The sequence below is a fragment of the Paenibacillus sp. J22FR5 genome, assembly GCF_059691975.1.
This window is the reverse complement of record NZ_JCAUAN010000031.1, coordinates 39,960-60,796: the sequence shown is the minus strand read 5'-3', so window position 1 is coordinate 60,796 and position 20,837 is coordinate 39,960. Positions and strand designations below refer to the sequence as shown.

Genomic DNA, 20,837 nt, shown 5'->3' with positions numbered 1-20,837 from the left:
CCTCCTTCATATTAAGCTTCGCCACTTTCCAGCCAGTGTACTTCCTGTTCGGTCAGTACGATATCTATCGCTGCTCGATTCGCGTGCAGTTCCTCCAACGAGTGAGCGCCAACAATCGTACAAGTCGGAAAAGGTTGATTCGTCACATAAGCTAATGAAATTTGAGCCAATGTTACTCCCTTTTCTTCCGCCAGTTGTTTGGCTCGATCAAGCCGTTGCCAATTCAGGTCATTGTAATAAACACGAACCATCTCTTCGTTTTCACCGTTGTCTGGCGAATAGCGCCCCGTCAGAAAGCCGGCAGCTAACGATGACCAAGAAAATAGCGGAGTGCCAGTCTGCCCATGCCAAGCACAGGTCGCTTCATCTGCTGAGACACATCCGGGCCAGCGAGGAATATTCGGTTTGGCTAAGCTTAAATTCGTACTGCTAAAGGAAAAGCCGATCAGTCCGTTTTTATCAGCATAATCGTTGGCCAGCTGGATCCGCTGATGCGTCCAGTTGGATGCGCCGATCGCACGGATTTTCCCGGATGCGATATGCTCATTCAAGATATCCATGACCGGTTCAACGGATACTTCAGGATCGTCGCGATGCAGGGCGTAAAAGTCGATATAATCAGTTTGTAATCTCTGCAGACTTTCTGTGAGGTCACTTGTAATCGCTTGGGCGTTCACCCGCGGTCCGTTCTGATCATGATGTGCGCCCTTCGTCAGAATATGAATCCGGTCTCGATTGCCTCTGGACCTCATCCAAAGTCCGATGGCTTTCTCGCTTTCACCAGCCCTATAGCCATGCGCAGTATCCACCATATTGCCGCCAGCCTTAACATAGGCATCGAGCAGTTTGTCGACATGATCTTGTATGGAAGGCTGAAAGTAATCAGAACCGAGAATCATTTGTGAACATGTAGACGAAAAGCCGGGAATGGATAGTTGTTTCATTGGTATGTGCTCCCTTCATCCGTTAAGGATTGTGATTCCCCCCTGAATCAGGTATGAACAGTGCCCCTGGAAGCAAGTAGCGCCAGGGGCATAATGTGCCGAGTTATTCGGTTATTTTTTTCAAATATTCACGTGTTTTTTCAGCATTGAACCTTCACCTAAATAACCCCCTCCATATCTTCTTTTACTTGTCAAAATAAATCGGGTTCGTTAACGCAGCCATAAGCTTCATATTGACCTCTTCGAAATGCCGCCAAATTTCGGCACGCACAAACGTTGTCCCCTGTGCGTCAAATTGGATGTCAAGATCGCCAACTGAAGACACTTCAACTACCTTTTCCAAGCCAATATGGCTGATCAGTTTCACTGTATCTCCGACCTTCAGACCCTCGGCATGGAAAGAAACCTCTCTGCTACGCTCCCCTGCTGGAACAACGTCCCCAACCATATAAGCACCGCAATTAAGCTGTACAAAGGGACCCTCCGGCGCATACGTAATCAGCACATGCCCCAGATCAATGGCACTCAGGATACCATCTACGGTTTTCTCAGAAGCGTACACCCACGTACATGGCATCGCATGCTTAACAAACGGATCCGGACGATGCGTATCGCTGCCACCAACTGCAACCAGTCTTCTGCCGGAGACGAGTTGACTATTCCACCAATTCAGCGCCCGAGCATTACGTTCTGCAAACGGACCATTCCACACTTCTACCCAATCGTGATCGACATGGAAATCCCATTCCCATGGGCAATATTCGCAGTGCGGATGATTGATTACGATTCTGGCTCCATTTGCGCGAGCTTCGGCAATCTTGGCATCGACGTCTTCCTGCCCTTTCACACGGAAATCACGGATTGGGTCCGTAACGCCCAAAAAATTACTATGTCCGAAGTTCGTTGTAAACTCCATTCCCGGTATCATGAGTACATTGGTATTTCGCGGATAAGTCAGGTTTTGGCTGACTGTATTATGATCGGTCATGGCGATAAAATCGCAGCCAAGTTCCTCCATGATTGCCGCGTTTTCCTCCAGCGTAAACGTGCCGTCGCTGTTCACGCTGTGCGTATGCAGATCGCCCTTCAGCCAACGAGGTGTCTTATACAGAAATTCGATGGTAACTTGAACAGAACAGCCTTCGCTCGGAACCTTGTAAGCGTTATGCACAACCGCCCAGTCTCCTGGCGTTAAGTCGCCCGCCAAATAACCATGCGTAGCTTTTGCCTGTCCAACCCGAAATTCTTTGCGCGCTCCTCCACTCCAGCCTCTCACTCTGCTTCTGTCCCTCAGGCCTAAGTCGATGACAGCCTTCTGTTCGCTGTGAGATTCGATCGTATACGACACCACAAGCTCCTCAACCTGCTCGGGCATTTCAAAAGGTACTTCGATATAAGCGCTTTGCTCGGAATGAGCAATTTCCCGCGTAATTGTCAGTATTGAACGCTTTCTTTCTTCATGTTTCATCAGTTGTTCTCCTTGATTGGCTCCATTTTAAGATAAGCGCAAAGCTGCAATAATCGGATAATGATCCGAAGGGTAGCCCCCTTCGATCTGTCTTCTATCGACGATCGTTTCCAGCAGTTCCATTTCGGGTGATACGAAAATATAATCAATTGGCGCCTCATCTTCTCCGCCATTGAAATCGTGCGCAGTTCGGCCTACATTTCCTTCTAAAGCGGTATAAGCATCTTTCAACCAACCATTCGGGCCTTCTTCGTCGGACTCCCCACTTAAATAGCGGATCGTAGGATTGCTTGGATGACTGTTCATGTCTCCCATTAGAATGAGAGGTAATGCATGCTCGGACTTAAGCGAGCGGATATAATTCCAAATGACCTTAATGCCATTTTCTCTTGCTTCTTGGCTGCTATGATCCAAATGTGTATTATACACGACAAACGCTTTTTGGCTGTTCATGTCCCTGAATCGAACCCAAGTACACATTCTAGGGAACATGCTGTCCCAGCATGTTGATGCGGGAACTTCCGGCGTATCAGATAGCCAGAAATGCCCCTCTTCCAGAACTTCCAGTTGATCTCTCTTATAGAAAATGGCACAATGCTCATCCTCATGTTCGCCAAACCGGCCCATGCCGACCCAATTGTACGCTGGAAGCTCCTCGTGAAGCTCGGTCAGCATGTCATAATAGCCTTCCTGTGTGCCAAAAAGAATGGGATCGTGCTCTTGGATTGTATGGGAAACGCGCTTTACGCGATAGGGCCATGCATGTTCCCCATCCTTCGGTTCGTTATACCGCAAATTGAATGTCATGACCTTCCAGTCCATCACATTGCACCTCTTTTTGTCTATTCTTTGACAGATCCAAGCATGATGCCATGAATAAAGTACTTTTGCAGGAACGGATAAATAATCAGAATCGGCACCATAGAGACCACAATTTTGGCAGCATTGAGTGTCTTATCCGATACTTTCATCAGCATCTCAAGCTTCGATGAATCAAGTTCCAACATAGAGTTCTGGCTTACGACAAGCTGCTGAATATATGTTTGCAGTGGATAATATTCCGCACTGCGCATAAAGATCATGCCGTCAAAGAACGCATTCCAATGACCGACAATACTGAATAACGTTACTGTCGCCATTGCTGGCAACGAAAGCGGTAAATATACTTTAATCATCATATACCAAGGGCCCGCGCCGTCCATATAGCCTGCTTCGCTAAGCTCCTTCGGCAAGTTTCGGAAGAAGTTCATTAACAAAATAACGTTAAAAACGGGTACTGCACCCGGCAGGACAAGAGCCCATATGGTATTAAACATGCCTAACGACTTTATGGTCAAATATAACGGGATGATCCCGCCGGTAAACAGCATTGTAAACAGCATGAACCACATGTACACAGCCCGGTGTGGAAATTCTTTGCTACTTCTAGACAATGGGTACGCCATCATAACGGTCAATACAAAGTTGATTCCACCGCCTAGCAATACCCGTTTGACAGAAACTAAAAATGCATGGAAAAAATGAGGTTCTTCCAAAATTTTGCGATAGGATTCCAAAGAGAAGCCAACAGGCCAAAACTTTACCAAACCTCCTGCCGCTGCAGCGTTGTCGCTAAACGAGACGGAGAAAACGTGCACAACAGGCGCAAGTGACATGAATGAGATGACTAACATGACCAAGATGAGAACTGCTTCGGTTATTTGTGCCGATATCGTTTTATTTCGTACCACGGGTATTCACCTGCTTCATTAGAAAATTCTGTAATTTGCGTATTTATAAGCAATTTTGTAAGAAATAATGATAAGTATGAATCCAATCATCGATTTCAATAGGCCGACGGCCGTAGCTAAGCCATATTGAGCCTGCACAAGACCGACCCTGTATACATACGTATCGATAATATCCCCTGATTTGTAGACAAGCGGATTATACAAGTTGAAAATTTGATCAAATCCTGCATTCAGAATATTACCAATACTCAGGGTAGCCAACAAAACAACGGTAGGAATCAAGCTCGGCAATGTGACATACCATAACTGCTTCAATCGATTAGCGCCATCTATTTCAGCCGCTTCATAAAGTGAAGGATTAATGCCAGCTAATGCAGCTAAATAAATGATGGCAGCAAATCCAAATTCCTTCCAAATGTCTGTGCTAACCACAATGCTAGGAAACCAACTGTTTTTTGCCAAAAACATAATCGGTTCGAAACCTAACATTTTCAACGTACTGTTGATAATGCCGTCCAAAGACAGCATATCCATCACGACTCCCGCTAATATGACCCACGAAATAAAATGTGGCAGGTACACAACCGTCTGTACCCATCGTTTGAAGATGCGAAATCTAACCTCATTAAGCAAAACAGCAAAGGTGAGCGGGATGATCAGGTGCGCAATAATTTTACATACAGCAATAAATACCGTATTAAAGAATATCGTTTTACTGTCTTCCAGTTGAAACATGTACGTGAAATTTTCTAACCCAATCCAGGGAGAGTGCCAGATTCCCAAACCGATTTTGAAATTTTGGAACGCAATCGCGATCCCAAACATCGGTATGAGTTGAAAAATAATGAGAAGCACAATACCCGGCAGGAGCATCAAATGGTAATGCTTGTAAAATGATTTAATATTCATTTGCGATACACCTCTGGTTCAAACTTATCCATCATGATTGTACAAAGAGCGCACCACCAATCGGTTAGGCGATGCGCTCTTTTCCATTTACGGTTTACTTTTTGGACTTGCTGAGTTCATCCGTTACTTCTTTCGTAATTTCGTCGCCGCCTTGTGCTTTCCAATCCGCAACGAACTTATCAAACGCATCAAGCGGCTTCTCGCCCATGACGATTCCGAAGAACGTTTCTTTCTCCAACTTTTGCAAATTGGCCCATTTTCTTTCCATCGTTTTGGTGTTAGCTGTAAATTCGCTGTACACCTTATTCATGTTTTGTTTCAGCAAATCTGCGGGTACGGTGTATCCATAATAGCCAGACCAATCTTTCAGATCCCCTTTAGGATTGGCTTTGTCGCGAGTTGCCTTATCGAACAGTTCTTTCATTTCTGGACTCAGCTCTTCAGGCTTGGTTTGGCCGCTCATTGCCTTTTTCAACGTATCGGACTTTCTTTCAACCGCATCCGCATAATCGAAGGTCGCATTTCCGATCGGCCAGTGTTCAGCACTTACAGTAAAGTCTAGTTTCAAAGCATCTGGATCTACTTTACGCTGCGCATTGATAAACGTGTTCGCGTAGATCATAGCGGCCTCAGGGTTTTTCATCCCTTTCTTCACGACGATAAACTGTGTACTCACAGGCACCATCATGGTGTTCACAGTGCCTTTAGCATCCGGGATTAAATATGGCACGAAATCAGCCTTTGGATTGAGCTTCATCGTATCGGCAGCCAAACCACCGGACCACCATGGTCCGAAGAATACGCCCGCTTTACCAGATACAATATTCTCGTTCGGATCTTTACGCAGGGCGAATTCCTTATCAATTGCACCTGAGGCATACATATCACGCAGCTTACTGAGCGCTTGCTTCGTTTCCGGCGTTATAGAAGCATAATAGACCTTGCCAGAACTGTCTTTAATCCAGTTGGAAACACCCTCAACGCCACCGGAAGGGTACGCGCCGAACGCTTGGAAAATACCTTTAAAGTCTCCTCGTTGCGCTTTACCGTTTACAGCCAATGATTTCTCGAAACCGGCAATCCCCATTGTATCTGCTTTCCCATTGCCATCCGGATCTTTTTCAACGAAAGCTTTGGCGATCGCAGCGACATCGTCAACCGACTTCGGCGGTTGAAGTCCCAATTTATCCATCCAGTCCTTGCGCACCCACACCATGCTTGCCGCATCGGCTTGAACGCTAATATTTGGAATACCCATCAATTTACCTTTATAGCTTGCTTTATCCAGCGCTTTGTTGTTCGTTGAAGCATACAATTCTTTAGCTAAGGGGGAAGCATACTTTTCATAAACTTTGCTTAAGTCCTCAATTTGTCCGGCTTCAGCCAGCGATAGGAAGATTTGCTCATTAACAAGCATAACATCCGGTAGATCGTTACTCGCGATCGCCAATTTCATCTTTTGCTCATGATCCTGAGCAGCCGCATACCATAGAATTTTAAAATTGATATTTGTTTTTTGTGAGATATATTTCATGTACTGGTTACTCTCTACGGTATCACCAGCCGGCAACTTCGCCCCAGGGCTTAAACTTTTGAAAGTGGTAACTTCAATCGGATTCGGCATCTTGAAAGGGTCTACTTTAACGTTCGAATCTGCTGACGCTGAAGCGCCGCCATCCTTACTAGTCCCTCCGTTGTTGCTAGAACATGCTGTCATCAGAACAGCTATTGCCATCATGGAAATTAGAGCTTTTTTGTTTTTCATATTTGCCCCTCCTCTTTAATTACCCTACACATACATCTTAAAGAAAATGAAAGACATTCGGGTCCATTTATGTCTTATGTTTTAGGTGCAAATCGTCTCGTAATCGGTATCCTTTGAACATTCAGTAGACAAAAGTGCACTTTACAGAAGACGATTTGCGACCTCGTCCTAACCCTGGCTCCTGCGAAACTCACCAGGCAGCATCCCCGTCAACTCCCGGAATACTTTGCTAAAATATTTTTCATTTGGATATCCCGCCTGCGTGGCGATCCACCCAATCGCTTTCCCTGTCTGTGTAAGCATGGCTTTCGCATGATTCACCCGCACTTCACGGATATACTCGTTAAACGTTTTTCCCGCAATATCCCGAAAACAGCGACTGAAATAGCTGCGACTCATATTCACTCTTTTGGCGATATCCGGCAATAAGAGATCATTTTGAAACTCTGCATGAATGATTTCTACTGCCTTCCAAATACTTGCATTCACTTCTGGCGAATATGGCCCCTCATCCTCATCAGCAAAAATAGGAATGCTTTGATTCTGCACATGCGCGTCTCTTGATCGCACATTTTGCTCCTTCATTTTGCCTACAATTCTTCTTAATACCTCGTCCATCTGCTCGTGTTCAAGCTCAACCTTCGTTATGTAATCTAGTGCCCCCAAACGAAGCGCTTCCTGAATGAGTTCAAAATCCTGATGAAACGTCAATACGACCATGCTGATATCCCTATATTTTTCTTTCACACACCTCATTAAATCAATACCTGACATGACAGGCATCGCTAAATCGGTAATCAGCAAGTCCACCTGATTATTCTCCAAAAACTCCAACGCTTTTTTACCGTTTCCTGCTTCCCCTACGACCTCTAAGTTATGCTCGCGCCAAGGCATCATCGTGATGAAACCTTTGCGTACCAAGTGATCATCGTCCACAACCATAACTTTTATCATCAGCATACTCCTCCTATCGGAAGACGAAGTACGATTGTCGTCCCTGCGCCGATTGTGCTTTCAATATGAAAACTTGCGGCAGATCCGAATTGGAACTTCACCATTCGGTATACATATTGCAGCCCAATTCCCATTCCTACCTTCTTTTTCTCTACCGTGTTTTCGCTCATTAATTGTTCAATATCTTCTTTCGTCATTCCGTCTCCATTATCTTTCACTTCAATAATGACATGCGACTCTCCATCTTCTATAACGCTAACTTCGATCACTCCGTTGTCTCCCAGGCCATGATATAAGGCATTTTCAACAAGAGGCTGCAGAATAAACCTTGGAACCGGCAACTCAAGTGACTTCGAATCCGCATGGATTTTCACATCAAAATGAAAGTTATATCGGATGCCCTGCAGTTCAACATAGTTTTTCAAAGCGTCAATTTCATCTTTAATTCTTGCCGGTCCACCTTTGCCGAGATTATAATAGAGTACTTTGTTCAAGGTGGACACCAATCGATCAATATCTTTCTGCCCATTGGCACGAGCCAGCCATCGAATAGTATCGAGCGTATTATGAATAAAGTGAGGATTGATTTGGGTCATTAATTTCTCAACTTCGAGAAATGCTTTACTCTGTTCTTTCTGCTCCACCTCACTGATTAGTTCGAAAATCCGACTTCTCATTTCCGCAAACTCTTTGTAAATAACAGAAAACTCTGAGATCTGAGATTGTCTTCTTGGGAAAACCTCATTGTTGCTTTTTACATTGCGAATATCCGTACTTAACAGGTTGAGCGGACGATAGACCGTTAGCCAAATAACCCAGGCAATAAAGAAACTTGCTATTAATGTTAAAATGGCGAAAAAGACAAACTGCTTCATCCATCTATATACTTCGAGGCTGTATACCGAATTAGGAACTGCAGCCATAACTTTCCAAGTTTGATTGCTTGATTCCTCGAACATTCTATATTTACCTGAAATGTCCTTAATCGAATCATTGTTGACATATTCCATCCCTACTGGAAAATCAGTGGAATTCTCGCTATAAACGATTTTGCCATGATTATCGACGATTAGATGCACCAAATTGCCTCCGAATTGATCATTGTCTTTGAGGATACTTTCGGCCAATTTAAAATTAGTTTCAATATAGACATAAACATCATCACGATCCGGCAGCTCGACTTTACGCAGGATCGATAGCACTTGATTGCCATCAATCGGATTTAAAGAAAGATGCGGTCCCATATACGTAAGTTTATCGAATTTAATGAGTACAGGTAGCTGCTTGAGATCATAATTGTCACTGACACTAAAATTCTCAAATAACACCTGATTATCATCCTCAAAATAGTAAAACATTAGTCCCAGCGTCGGGTTGGTAAAATGAATTAAGCCTAACTCGCTTCTGATCTCGTCGTTCAATCTTTTCTTCTCATAGATATCAGCCGACAAATAGCTCTCAAGGCTTTTGCCAACCCTCCCGTCAAAGGCGAGCTGCTGCGAAGTGTGGTTCAGCTGGCCGAGCGTATCTTCCAGCAATAACCTTACTTGATGCAAATTACTAAGAACTCCGCCCTCAGCCTTATTTTGTAAAATGGCATACATGGAGAAATAAGAAATGCTTCCTATGAGAAGTAACGGCGCAAGAGAGCTAATAAAAAGGATTAGGATTAATCGATATTTCAACGAATGCGGCTTTGGTTGTAAACCCGGAATTTTAAGTATGGTCATGCTTCAGCCTCGCTTCTAGGGATAGTCAGGTTAACCTTATGTACGATTTGCGAATGAACAGCATGGAATCAACAATACGCCTATTAACCCAGTATTGCTTAGTATACAAAACAACTAAAGCGCTAACAACCTTGAAAATATGCGTATTCTATTCATGGTCAATAAAAAAAGGAGCCCGCTAAGCAGCGTCGCTCCGTTTGAATGGAATATTGAATTACAACTATTTCTCATTGCGTACTCTGCCTAATGATGAGATTAGCCTCCAAAACCGTCAGCTTCTTCACCTTTTCTTTCTGAATTAATTTGGATAAAATTCCCATCGCCTGCATACCCAAGAGTTCACTATGCTGTGAAACTGTCGTTAGCTCCGGATTCATCGCCGAGGATAATTGGGTATCATCAAATCCGGCAATCGCGATATCGTCCGGAATCCGCATCCCACGAAATAAAGCCACTTTCATCGCACCTATCGCCACATAATCATTAATACATAAAATAGCCGTTGGACGATTAGGCATTGTAAGAAACGTTTCCATCAATTCTCGTCCGCAAGATATTGAGAAACTCCCCAAACGCACCCATTCCTTACGATAAGTGAGATGATTAGATTCAAGTGTACGTCGGTAAGCTTGAAGCTTCTCCATCGTTGTTGTCGTTGCTGCGCTTCCGCCTAAGAAACCAATCCGCTGGTGCCCCCGATCAATCAAATGCTGAACAATAAGCTGTGTGCCCATGTATTCGTCTGTTTTCACACGATGACACGGATGCCCTGGCAGTGTGCCATTGATGAATACAATGGGGATTTTCTTCTGAATATCCACCACTTCCTGTACAAGCCCCTCCGGACAATGCCGTGCATTAATACGGCCTCCCATGAATAGGAGTCCGTCCACTTGCCTTTCACATAGCAAATTTAAATATTCGGATTCTCTGCTGCAATCGCTGAAAGTGTTGCATAAAAACAGGGTATACCCCAGCTTTTGCGCTGCTCTCTCTGCTCCTCCGAACACCTCAGAGAAAAACATATTGCTGCTATCTGGAAACAATACGCCTATCATGCCGGTCTTCTTATTAACCAGACTTCGTGCCAAGGCATTGGGCTGAAACTTATGTTTTTCAATAATCGCCATAATTCTCTGCCTGGTGGACGTTCGAACGGGTGCAGTATCATTGAGAACGCGGGAAACTGTCGCGACGGAAACGTTCGCTTCCCTAGCAATATCGTAGACCGTAATTGATTCCAGGAGCTCACTCTCCGTTACGTCGAATTGAAAAGCGAAAGATCGAAGGCCTGATCTGAAACAGACCTTCGATATGGGTATTGCTTTATTTCGTGCTTTCTACTGTCGTTTTAAAAGCGTCTAATTGCTTTTGAACCTCAGCCATCAACTTGTCAAAACCAGCAGCTTTCAATTTCGCTCTGAAATCGTCTACCGCTTTCACCGGGTCACCCGCTTTGCCGTAGAGAATGGCAGGTGCCATTGATCCAACTACTTGCGTGACTGCTGTCAACTCATTGGAGACGTTGGCTTTGTCGAAGACAAAACGGCCGTATGGATACGCTTTTTTGACTTTGTCATAGGAGGCATACAAAGCGCCTTTCCCAACCCAGTCATTGCCATCAGGAATTTCGTTCTTATCGATACGTCCGCCCCAGAAGTCGGTATAGAAGTCGTCTCGTTGGACATCATACCCATCCGGACGATAGCGTTTGCCATCTTTCACGACATATTGTACGCCTTCAAGGCCATAGTTCATCAGACGATACACTTCAGGGTCTTGACGAATAAGCTCATAAACCATCAGAGCGCGCTCTGGATGCTTACTTTTCGCACCAATGGACGTTCCGCCATGTGTGATCGACATCGAGACGAGATTGTTACGAGTCGCTGAGAATGGGAAGAATTGCAGATCTGAGCCTGGCTGCAGCTTATCCATTTTGATGCGCTCGCCTAGGAAGGTTTGCGTGTGATGCTGATCCACCGCGGATTTGCCCGCTTCCAGCTCAGAACGGTTGTCGCCTTTATAGTTCAAGACATCCTCGCGCCAGAAGCCCTTGTCGCCCCAGTCTTTCATTAATTTAGCAAAGTTGACGAACGTATCATCGAGTATAGGACTGTAGGCCTTATACTTCTCATCATAGGATTTACCATAGATTAATGAGAATAGCCCCGTACTCACCGGAAGCTCAATCGCGTCTGTGTAGGAATTGATATAACCGCCAATATTGCCTGCGGCAGTACCATTCGTATCCCAAGGAACAACGCCTGGCTTCTTATCCTTGACGCCTTGGAGATATTTCTCCAATGTTTTCCAATCTGTAATCGGCGACGTGATGCCGAATTCCTTCGCCCAATCACCACGATATAAGAAGCCGTGATTAACCCATTGCGTATAATGATCTTCCGGGATTAGCATGATCTGATTCTTGTATTTCGTCTCCGCCCAGTTCTCTTGCGGGACTTCCTTATACGTTATCGGTGCGTAGACTGGAAGAAGCTTATCTAAGGGCTGAAAGGCGCCTTTTTGCGCATTTTGCCATGTATCCAACCAGTCTGTGGCCACGGTAATCAAGTCAACAGGCTCCCCGGATGCGAGTAATAAATTATACTTCGTTTGCCAATCTGCCCATTCCACCCATTTGATTTCCAGTTTCGCATTGACCTTTTGTTTCAAAATCGCATTGAGCTTTTCCATGACTTTCTCGAATTGACCATTCTTCGGCTTGTCGCCTAACATAACATAAGAAATCGTTTGAAACTCAGACGTATCGATTTTACCGCCTGCTGCCGTTGCTGCCGTTGCTGCCGTTGCTGCCGTTGCTGCCGCTGTCGTTGTGGCTTTGTCCGTCGAGCTTGTAGACGTGCTGCTGGATGACGTACAGGCCGTCAAACTTACAGCGAGTGTTGCTGCGAGTGCGAGACTAAGCGTTTTCTTCTTTCTCTTTAACATGGAATTGCCTCCCCATCATTATTTTGGTCTATACATGACGTCAGCCTTTGACAGCACCAACGGTAATACCTTTGATGAAATATTTCTGCACCATCGGGTAAAACAGGATGACGGGTCCTGTTGCAACGACCGCAGTCGCCATTTTCATGGATTCCAGCGGCATATCTCTAGGCTGTACATTGGATGAGACCGATGAATTCTTGATAAAGTCGGCGCTCGTGACAACGTTATAGAGAAACAATTGCAGAGGTCTATATTTCAAATCTGGCGAAAGGAACAGCATGGCGTTATACCATTCATTCCAATAGCCAAGCGCGATGAATAATCCGATCGTGGCCAAAGCTGGTGTCGTCATTGGCAGGATTAGCCTTGTAAAGATCCGGAAATCTCCTGCACCATCCATTTTCGCTGACTCCGTGATCGCATGTGGGATGGATGTGACGAAGCTTTTCATCATAATGATTAGAAATGGACTCATCAACCCAGGCAGTAGAACTGCTAAATAACTATCCTTCAGGTGCAGCCATTGGGTCATGATTAAGTAGAAAGGGACGACTCCGCCTTGAAACAAGGTTGTAAAATAGATGAAAAAGGAGATCCGATTTCGATAAGGAAAATCTGGACGCTGTAAGGAATATCCCGTCATTGCGACGACAAACAGTCCGATGGTTGTTCCCACAATGGTAATCCCCATCGTCACTCCGTAAGAGCCAAGAATTACGCCTGGGTTTTCGAACACAATTTTATAAGCAAACGTACTGAATTCCTTCGGCCATAAATTATAACCATGCAGCGTAATCGATTTCTCTGAGGTAAACGAAGTGCCAAGGACGAGAAGAAACGGGATTAGGCAGCATAGCGCGAATAAACCTATAAAGAAATAACCAAATAATCGTATGGCCACGGACGAAAAGTCCGTCCCCCTCTGGCGAGCGATGACTTGCTCCATGGGATGTCCCTCCTCAGCTATCCATCATGATGAATAGCGCAAATTCACATTAAAACAGTGTGTTTTCAGGCGAAGCCTTTTTCACAAGCCAGTTCGCTGTTATGACGATGAAGAAGCCAAACACAGACTGATATAAACTGACAGCGCTTCCTAAAGAGAAATTAAAGTTGTTCATTAAGGAGCGGAATACGAACGTCTCAATAATATCTGTTGCATCGAAGAGTGCCGTGTTATTGGCGCCGACTAAGTTATAAAACAATCCGAAATTCCCTCGGAGGATGCCTCCCATTGAGAACAGCAATAAAATAATGAAAGTCGGCTTTAGCCATGGCAATACGATATAACGAATACGCTGTAAGGCATTGGCACCATCAATTTCAGCAGCTTCCACAATCTCAGAGTCTAATCCCATAATGGCGGCGAAATACACAATGGAGCCATAGCCGGTGGATTGCCACAAATACGTGATGACAATGATAAAGGGCCATATACTCGGATTCGAGTAAGTCTTTACAGGATCCCATCCGATCTCTTTGAGAATGCTGTTCAGTAAACCAAAATCATAGCTAAGGATGTTATAAGCAATCAGTCCGACAAGCACGAATGAGATGAAAAAGGGCAGAAACATCAAGGATTGCGTAATTTTCTTAAACCACTTTTTACGAAGCTCATTGAGTAGAATGGCGATGCCGATCTGCAGTGTATTGCCAATTAAGATAAAAGCAAGGTTGTAGGCAATTGTATTGAAGGTTAGCTTCCATAGCGCGCCTGAGGTCACTAGAAAGTTGAAGTTATCAAACCCGACAAACTGACTGCCGAAGATACCGGCCGAGTAGTTATAGTTGATGAAGGCAAGATAAAGCCCAGGCATAGGAAGATAGGACATCACTAGGAAAAATAGAATAGCAGGCACACACATGAGGAATAACGTGCGGTGCGACCAAAATCTCCGCAACGGTGTCGTTCGCTTTCTGACTGCAGGTGAGACGCCCTCTAATGCCTGTGATGTGATGGCAGTTTTCATACGCAAGCTCCTTTCAAATTAACTAGCGGAGACGGGTACGAATCGTAACGGCTCCAGCATGGCATCTTCATCTAACGCTACTGCTTCCAATAAAATGACAAGTTCATTACCCGCTTCCTGCTCATGGAACCACGGTCCAGGCAAATAAAAAGATTCATCACTGCCGCCACGGAATACCGGTCTGTTCGCACCGCCTTGGGTCCATAATCGCCCCACCAAATATCCGTTGAAGAACACAGTCAGTTTCATATCACGGCCTTTGGCGTAAACTCGCCAGCCTAATCCCTCGTTATGATCCTTGAGCTCGCTGTAGAGCCATGAGACTGACCCAGGCTTCATCGTTATTGCTCCTTGGACAGTTTGCGCGTCTGTACGCGACATCTCTGCATGTTGCAGTAGGCCTATTTCCTGACAACCCGCTACGGTCCACTTATTCGCGGACGTTCCTTCGTACAGTGTGATATGACCGCTCAAAGGAACATACGTTTTATCCAAAAATAGCGTGATCACCGCTGTTTCTCCCGCCTTCACGTAAGGCGTAAGATCAAGAAACGGATCATGCGGATTCACTTGTCCAAGTGAATGTCCATTTACATAAGCATAAGCTTGCGTGAAGTTACCTGGCGTATGCAGAATCCAACGATCGCCTTTGTCCGTCAGCCTCACCTGCTTGCGATAGCAGTGGTGCGCAGGCTGTTCCGCAGATAACCAACCTCCGATGCTCACCAGAGGCCACTGCCCATCATCCAAATCAGTGGCTGCATAATCGCCCTTATCCTCGCTGGATTGCATGAGCTTGAATCGCCAGTTCTGGTTTAAATCTGTCGCCGAAGTGACCCCAACTATGCCTGTTAATCCCTTCAGACTGTTTAAGTGAAGGCCTGGAAGCGTCGTATCGTGGAAATTGGTATGACCCCAAATTTCTACGCGAGCTGTTAGTTCAGGCATAACGTGAACTCCCTCAGGGAACGACAGCAAGCGGCTTGCTCCGCCAGGCGTAACTGTGCCTATATACGCTTCACCCGAATAGAGAGAAATCACATCACTAGCCCGCTGTAGGATAATGCCCTGATAATCCGGAGTTTGCGATAATTTCGCTTTATACCATGCAAATCCGCGATAAATCCCGTGATTTTCTAAATAATCAGCGTGGTCTCCAAGTGAAACTACCTCATTTGAAAGGGAAATTACGGGATCAACGGCGCTCATCCTCCATGTCCCATCCATCTCTCGGCTTTCCTCCGCTTGCACAGCTAGCGTTCCTATAAGCAGCTTGCCTTCCTCATCGACGCCTTCCAACCGCAGCGCACGATCACGACTCATGCCGACGATTTCAAGATTATGTCCATCGGATAAGTGAATCCAGGCTCTAGCTTCATTTTCCGTAGATTGAAAGGATAAGGTTACTCCATGCTCAGATCGAGGCTCATGAATCTCCATCTCTGAGTTCCTTATTTCGATCTCCTTCTCAAATGTGAATTGCAATTCCCCTACACCCTCCGTATGAAAAACGAGCAGTGTACGTTGCTCATGCGCTACATGCTTCACTTGCAGCAGTTCGGCCGTTGCATAATCAAGTTGGCCTCCGCCTGCAATCCCCCAAGTTTGTAAAGGTACTTGGAACGGCAGGATTGGACAATGCCCTGAAACGGCAACAAGTGAGGTATAGCGAGGAATGTGGTCATCCTCCAACGAAAGTTGAACTTCCTCATCCAACTCCGAGACGTTCGAGACAAATAGAAGTTCTCCACCTTGCTTCAACGCTAGTCGATGAAGCAGTTCGCTTGGCGATGCCTCGGCGAGAGAAGCGCCATAGGTTTGAATGACATGATGCAGCAACCTGCCCTCGTACGCTTCTTCTCGGATATGTCCTTCTGGTGTAATCATCCCATGGAAATCATAATCCGACGTAAGGAAGGATAGCGGATCCCCCCAATTGTTGGCGGCATTCGTAAAGCCAAAGTTTGTCCCTGACGCTTGCAAATAAGGACCTAGCAATTTGGCACCCGCCGATAATAGTCTTCGAAGCAGGAAGTGCGAGCGGTTCGTTTCGGTTACCAGTAAGGGATAACCCCTGCGGGCTAATTCTTCTCTGTAGTAGAGAACTTTCTCTTCGAAATTCGGATCACGATCATTCGGATAAAAATTGCAGGTAGGCATAACACCTTCAGCGAACCCGGATGCTTGAGACAATCCACCTTGACCTGCACATGCGATCAAGGGAACCTTGATCCCATGTTGAATCGCTAGATCTCTCAACGCTGAGATGTATCCTTTGGGATCCGCACAAGGGTAGAAATCAAGCTCATTCTCCAACTGGACGGCAATAATGGAACCTCCCTGCCCATGTTCATATCGCTGAAGAATAGGTAGGATCTCGGCGTACCATCTAGCCACATGTGCCAAGTAAAGCGGATCATTATCCCGAATGCGCAGATTTTCTTTAACGAATAGATAGGCAGGTAATGCCCCCCCATCCCATTCTGAGCAAATGTACGGACCCGGTCTCGCAATGACCCATAAGCCGGCATCCGAAGCCTCCTGAAGAAAATTGGCGACATCCTTCTCTCCGCTAAAATCCCATACACCTTCCTCAGTCTCATGGTGATTCCAAGGAAAATAAACATCAATTGCGTTATATCCAAAAGCTTTCACTTTACCTAATCGTTCTTTCCATAACCCTCGAGGGAGTCGAAAGTAAAATAAAGAAGCACAAAGTATAATTTCCGATTTGCCGTCTATTCGCATCGCTTCAGGCGATAATTGAATACCCATCGCTTGGCTTATTGATTGTTGCAAAGCACAATCCCCTCATTTCGTCTCCTTGATTTCTTTTATGAAACCCGTTTCATTAACCAAGGTTGTTTATCTGTTGTTTGTACAATGTGAGTATAGACTATTTATAAAGCGCTTTCATTGAAATAAACTCTTAAATATATAACAAAACTCCAATGTTCACCGCTCCTGTACATAGCAAAAAGCTGTGAATTATAACTGAATTCACAGCTGCTTTCCTTCTATATTTCACTGATTTCTTATAGTATTCACAGAACAAGCTTGCTTGGTTAACTCTCGCATCTATATTCTTTGACCGTCTTACCTTCCATTTCTTTGAATACTTTACAGAAATAGGAGGTTTCTTGAAAACCGGTTTTTTCCGCTACTTCATACACCTTCAAGCTGGCATCCTGAAGCAATAATTTGGCTTTACGTATTCGGCAACGATTCAAATATTCGATGAATCTCATTCCTGTCTCATTTTTGAACAAATTCGATACATAATTAGAGCTGAGATGAAGCGTCTCAGCCAGCTTCGTAACGGTTATATCCTCCGCATAATGTTCTTCTATGTACGTAATGGCTGCTTGAATTTCTTTCCGAAATACCACGTTGTGATTCGATTCATAGCTCAGTTCTTTATTCCAATTCTGGAATAATGATTTCAATTGTTGGAAGTAAGGGGATATTTCCAGCATGCGATTGATTTGCCTATAAGTAGCCTCGGCATTAGTTGTAAATTTTCCTCTACCTATCGCAGCTACTTTCGTAAGCATGATCACCTCGTGGAGTAGGTTTTTTAGTTCAGTTAGTGGCAGCTTTCTCTCAAACAGGCTATTAAAAAACAACTCCGTCTGCGTTTCAACTTCTGCAAGTTGACCGCTTTTGATGGCGGCAGACAAGCCGTTCATTGAAACTTCCATGCTTTCTATTTCTTTAGGATTCCTGACCGTATACGAATAGACTTGACCCTCACCTTCATAAATAAACTGCTCTAAGGCCGATTCCGCTTGCTTATATAACATCGACCAATCCTTTAATCCATACCCGATCGTGCTGATGCCCACTGTCAAAGTCGTATTTTCGTTTATCTGCTTAATGATCATCGAGGCTTGTCGCAGTAATTCTTCGCTGCATGTTCGTTCGCTTTTCTCATGTGGGAAATGGGCTATAACAACTGTTCTATAAGCTGAAATGGATATCATCATAGGGAAATCATCATTGTGGGGAAAAATGGCGTGATATGAACTCGAACTAAACTCACCCTCGATAAGCATAACAGCCGTAGGTCCTGTTTGTTTAGGAAATCGAATCGCCTTTACTTGCTCATCCATTTCATCGGAAGACTTTAATTCCCCCAATAGTAACTTGCGTCCTAATAAATGCCACATTTCCTGCATATTCGCATTACGAATGTCAACTTGTCTTTGAAGGTCGTGATCCGCTTCAATTTTCGTATTCATTTGCTGAAGTAACTGCTGTAAAGTATCTGGTTCAAGGTCATGCTTTAACAAATAGTCCTCCGCACCTAGCTTTAAAGCTTCCTTTACGAAACGGAAATCATCAAACGAGCTGAGTGCTACAATTTTTATCGATTCATCCTGTTGTTTCACTCGCTGGATTAAATCAATCCCATTCATCTCAGGCATTGAAATGTCGGTCAGAATCAAATCAACATGCTGATGCTGCAATAAATCTAAGGCGTGTACGCCATTTAGAGCTTCACTCACAATTTGAAAGCCGTAATCTTCCCATCGAATAATTGATTTAATCGCATATCGATAAATCGCATTGTCTTCAACTATCATGGCGTTCAGCATGCTCAGCCCACCTTTGACGATGTATTTTATACGGAAGACGCACAATTGCTTTGGTACCCACGCCTATTGCACTCTCATAGCTGAGCCCATACGGATGTCCATAATAAAGCTGGATTCGCTCGTGAACGTTATGGATACCAATCCCCGTAACCCCTGGGACGGTTTCTTTCTTTGAAACAACATGCAGGAGATTCGCAGCTTGTTCCGTATCCATCCCTTTGCCATTGTCTTCTACGATAAGCGTCAAGACATTATGGGCGACCCTAGCCGTTAGTCGAATGTGCCCTTGTCCTTTCGACATTTCGATCCCATGCAGAATGGCATTCTCGACCAAAGGCTGCAGGATAAAATAGGGCACTTCGCATGCCATTAACTGCTCATCTACCTCATAGACCATTTGAAAAGCGTCCCCATACCCAATTTGTTGAATATACATATAATTGTTCAACTGTGTCATTTCTTCTGCTAGACTATGAAATTCACCAACACGCCGCACGGAAGATTTCAATAAGTCGATCACTGAAGTGACCATACGTTCAATCTTCGGTTGATCATGCATCCGAGCGTACCATTTCACCGTTCCTAGGGTATTGTATAGAAAATGAGGATTAATCTGACTCATCAGAACTGTGAACTCCGCTTGCTGCTTCGCGATTTGCTCCTTGTACACCGTATTAATGAGCTCATTGATACGAGCTAGCATGAAATTAAAACGAATCGATAAACTCCCGATTTCATCTTTACCGAGCGGCACGATTCGCACATCGAAATTGCCATCTTCGACGCGTCGCATCGTCTGCTCCAAAATTTTGATATTTCGCGTCGACGAGTTTGAAAGTATCGCGGCAATACCCGTTGAGATCAGCACGGCAAGTAACGAGACAAATAGAATAACTAGCACCAATAATTGTGTACCTGACAATAACACTGACATGGGAATGAAACAGAGTACCCGCCAGCCCAAAGTAGGTGTTCGTTCTTGAACGAACAGATGACTATCGGAGCCTGCATATTCAACCGTGGCCATTGCATCATCCTGTTCACTCAGCACATTGTTAATACTTTTCTTAATAAGCTTGTCTGTTTCAGGGCTACCTCCACCTACCAACAATTCGTTGAGCGGGTTGAGAATCGCGACATTATCCTGCTTAATAATGGAACTCCCACTACCAAGAGACAGAAAATAGGTGGAGTCTATACTGAAAATAATCGTACCCAAGCTGCGATCGATTTGGTTCAAATCAATGAAATCTCGGATCAGAAACACTTCGTTTCGCTTACGTAAAGAAGCTGACCATCCCATGTTGAGCTGATGCGTTTGTAAATACGCTTTTCCACTCACTGTCATGGCAGCAACATCCTCATGATTCAGTGTATGATCCAGCCCATTTTTATTTTCCCACCAATACACCTGCCCTTTGCTCGTTTGGATCATGATGGCATTCAAATATGGATTCCCATTCCCATATTGGGCTAGTAAAAATTCCATTCGACTTCGAAAGGCGGGATAACTATCACTCGTTACTTGTTCCCCTTGTTCAGCAACAATTTGCCGAATGTTCGTATCACTAAGGACATAGACCGAAGAAGTGAAAGCTTCTTTCGCTTTGCTCTCAATATTATCTGAAACTTGGTGAATCACCTGCATGGAGAGATCCTTGGTATTAGATTCAATAAACTTCGTTGAAGCGTAAATAGCAACCCCGCCAATGGTTGTAGAGATAAATAAAATGAGAATCATATTGGATAGAAAAAATTTCGTGCGGATTCGAAAATCTTTGATCCGATTTAATAACAGCTGAATCACTCTCATT

General features: G+C 44.6%; 15 protein-coding genes. All 15 read right to left on the bottom strand.

Translation table 11 applies throughout. From position 1 onward, the window contains the following. Positions 1–11 precede the first annotated feature (11 nt). The 15 genes from AC58P7_RS27330 to AC58P7_RS27260 all read right to left on the bottom strand — a co-directional run bounded on the left by AC58P7_RS27330 (position 12) and on the right by AC58P7_RS27260 (position 20,836). Positions 12–944 (bottom strand): aldo/keto reductase, encoded by a 933-nt coding sequence (locus tag AC58P7_RS27330; RefSeq protein WP_497348638.1) that lies wholly within the window; start codon positions 942–944, stop codon positions 12–14. 184 nt (positions 945–1,128) lie between these two features. Next, complete coding sequence (locus AC58P7_RS27325; RefSeq protein ID WP_497348636.1) at positions 1,129–2,412, bottom strand: CehA/McbA family metallohydrolase; 1,284 nt, start codon at positions 2,410–2,412, stop codon at positions 1,129–1,131. A gap of 27 nt (positions 2,413–2,439) precedes the next feature. After that, positions 2,440–3,234 carry an endonuclease/exonuclease/phosphatase family protein gene (locus tag AC58P7_RS27320; RefSeq protein WP_497348634.1) on the bottom strand — a complete coding sequence of 265 codons (795 nt, stop codon included), beginning with the start codon at positions 3,232–3,234 and terminating at the stop codon, positions 2,440–2,442. 20 nt (positions 3,235–3,254) lie between these two features. After that, entirely contained in the window at positions 3,255–4,142 is an 888-nt protein-coding gene (locus AC58P7_RS27315) for a carbohydrate ABC transporter permease (protein ID WP_497348632.1), read from the bottom strand. An 18-nt stretch (positions 4,143–4,160) separates the two neighbouring features. Next, positions 4,161–5,051 (bottom strand): ABC transporter permease, encoded by an 891-nt coding sequence (locus AC58P7_RS27310; protein WP_497348630.1) that lies wholly within the window; start codon positions 5,049–5,051, stop codon positions 4,161–4,163. A gap of 94 nt (positions 5,052–5,145) precedes the next feature. Then, positions 5,146–6,816, bottom strand: coding sequence for an extracellular solute-binding protein (locus AC58P7_RS27305; RefSeq protein WP_497348628.1), 1,671 nt, complete (start codon positions 6,814–6,816; stop codon positions 5,146–5,148). Positions 6,817–6,984: 168 nt separating this feature from the next. After that, positions 6,985–7,770, bottom strand: a complete 786-nt coding sequence (locus AC58P7_RS27300) for a response regulator transcription factor (RefSeq protein WP_497348626.1) — start codon at positions 7,768–7,770, stop codon at positions 6,985–6,987. Then, positions 7,770–9,500 (bottom strand): sensor histidine kinase, encoded by a 1,731-nt coding sequence (locus AC58P7_RS27295; protein WP_497348624.1) that lies wholly within the window; start codon positions 9,498–9,500, stop codon positions 7,770–7,772. Before AC58P7_RS27295 ends, AC58P7_RS27300 begins: the two co-directional genes overlap by 1 nt. A gap of 227 nt (positions 9,501–9,727) precedes the next feature. Continuing rightward, positions 9,728–10,720 carry a LacI family DNA-binding transcriptional regulator gene (locus AC58P7_RS27290; RefSeq protein ID WP_497348672.1) on the bottom strand — a complete coding sequence of 331 codons (993 nt, stop codon included), beginning with the start codon at positions 10,718–10,720 and terminating at the stop codon, positions 9,728–9,730. A gap of 106 nt (positions 10,721–10,826) precedes the next feature. Continuing rightward, entirely contained in the window at positions 10,827–12,452 is a 1,626-nt protein-coding gene (locus tag AC58P7_RS27285) for an ABC transporter substrate-binding protein (RefSeq protein WP_497348622.1), read from the bottom strand. 40 nt (positions 12,453–12,492) lie between these two features. Then, positions 12,493–13,401, bottom strand: a complete 909-nt coding sequence (locus AC58P7_RS27280) for a carbohydrate ABC transporter permease (RefSeq protein ID WP_497348620.1) — start codon at positions 13,399–13,401, stop codon at positions 12,493–12,495. A gap of 49 nt (positions 13,402–13,450) precedes the next feature. Continuing rightward, positions 13,451–14,320 (bottom strand): ABC transporter permease, encoded by an 870-nt coding sequence (locus tag AC58P7_RS27275; RefSeq protein WP_497348670.1) that lies wholly within the window; start codon positions 14,318–14,320, stop codon positions 13,451–13,453. 123 nt (positions 14,321–14,443) lie between these two features. Further along, positions 14,444–17,224 (bottom strand): beta-galactosidase, encoded by a 2,781-nt coding sequence (locus tag AC58P7_RS27270; RefSeq protein ID WP_497348618.1) that lies wholly within the window; start codon positions 17,222–17,224, stop codon positions 14,444–14,446. A gap of 266 nt (positions 17,225–17,490) precedes the next feature. Beyond that, the gene (locus AC58P7_RS27265; protein WP_497348616.1) at positions 17,491–19,023 is read right to left on the bottom strand and encodes a response regulator; all 1,533 of its coding nucleotides are present in this window, start codon (positions 19,021–19,023) and stop codon (positions 17,491–17,493) included. Then, the gene (locus AC58P7_RS27260; protein WP_497348614.1) at positions 19,001–20,836 is read right to left on the bottom strand and encodes a sensor histidine kinase; all 1,836 of its coding nucleotides are present in this window, start codon (positions 20,834–20,836) and stop codon (positions 19,001–19,003) included. Before AC58P7_RS27260 ends, AC58P7_RS27265 begins: the two co-directional genes overlap by 23 nt. Position 20,837: the final 1 nt, after the last annotated feature.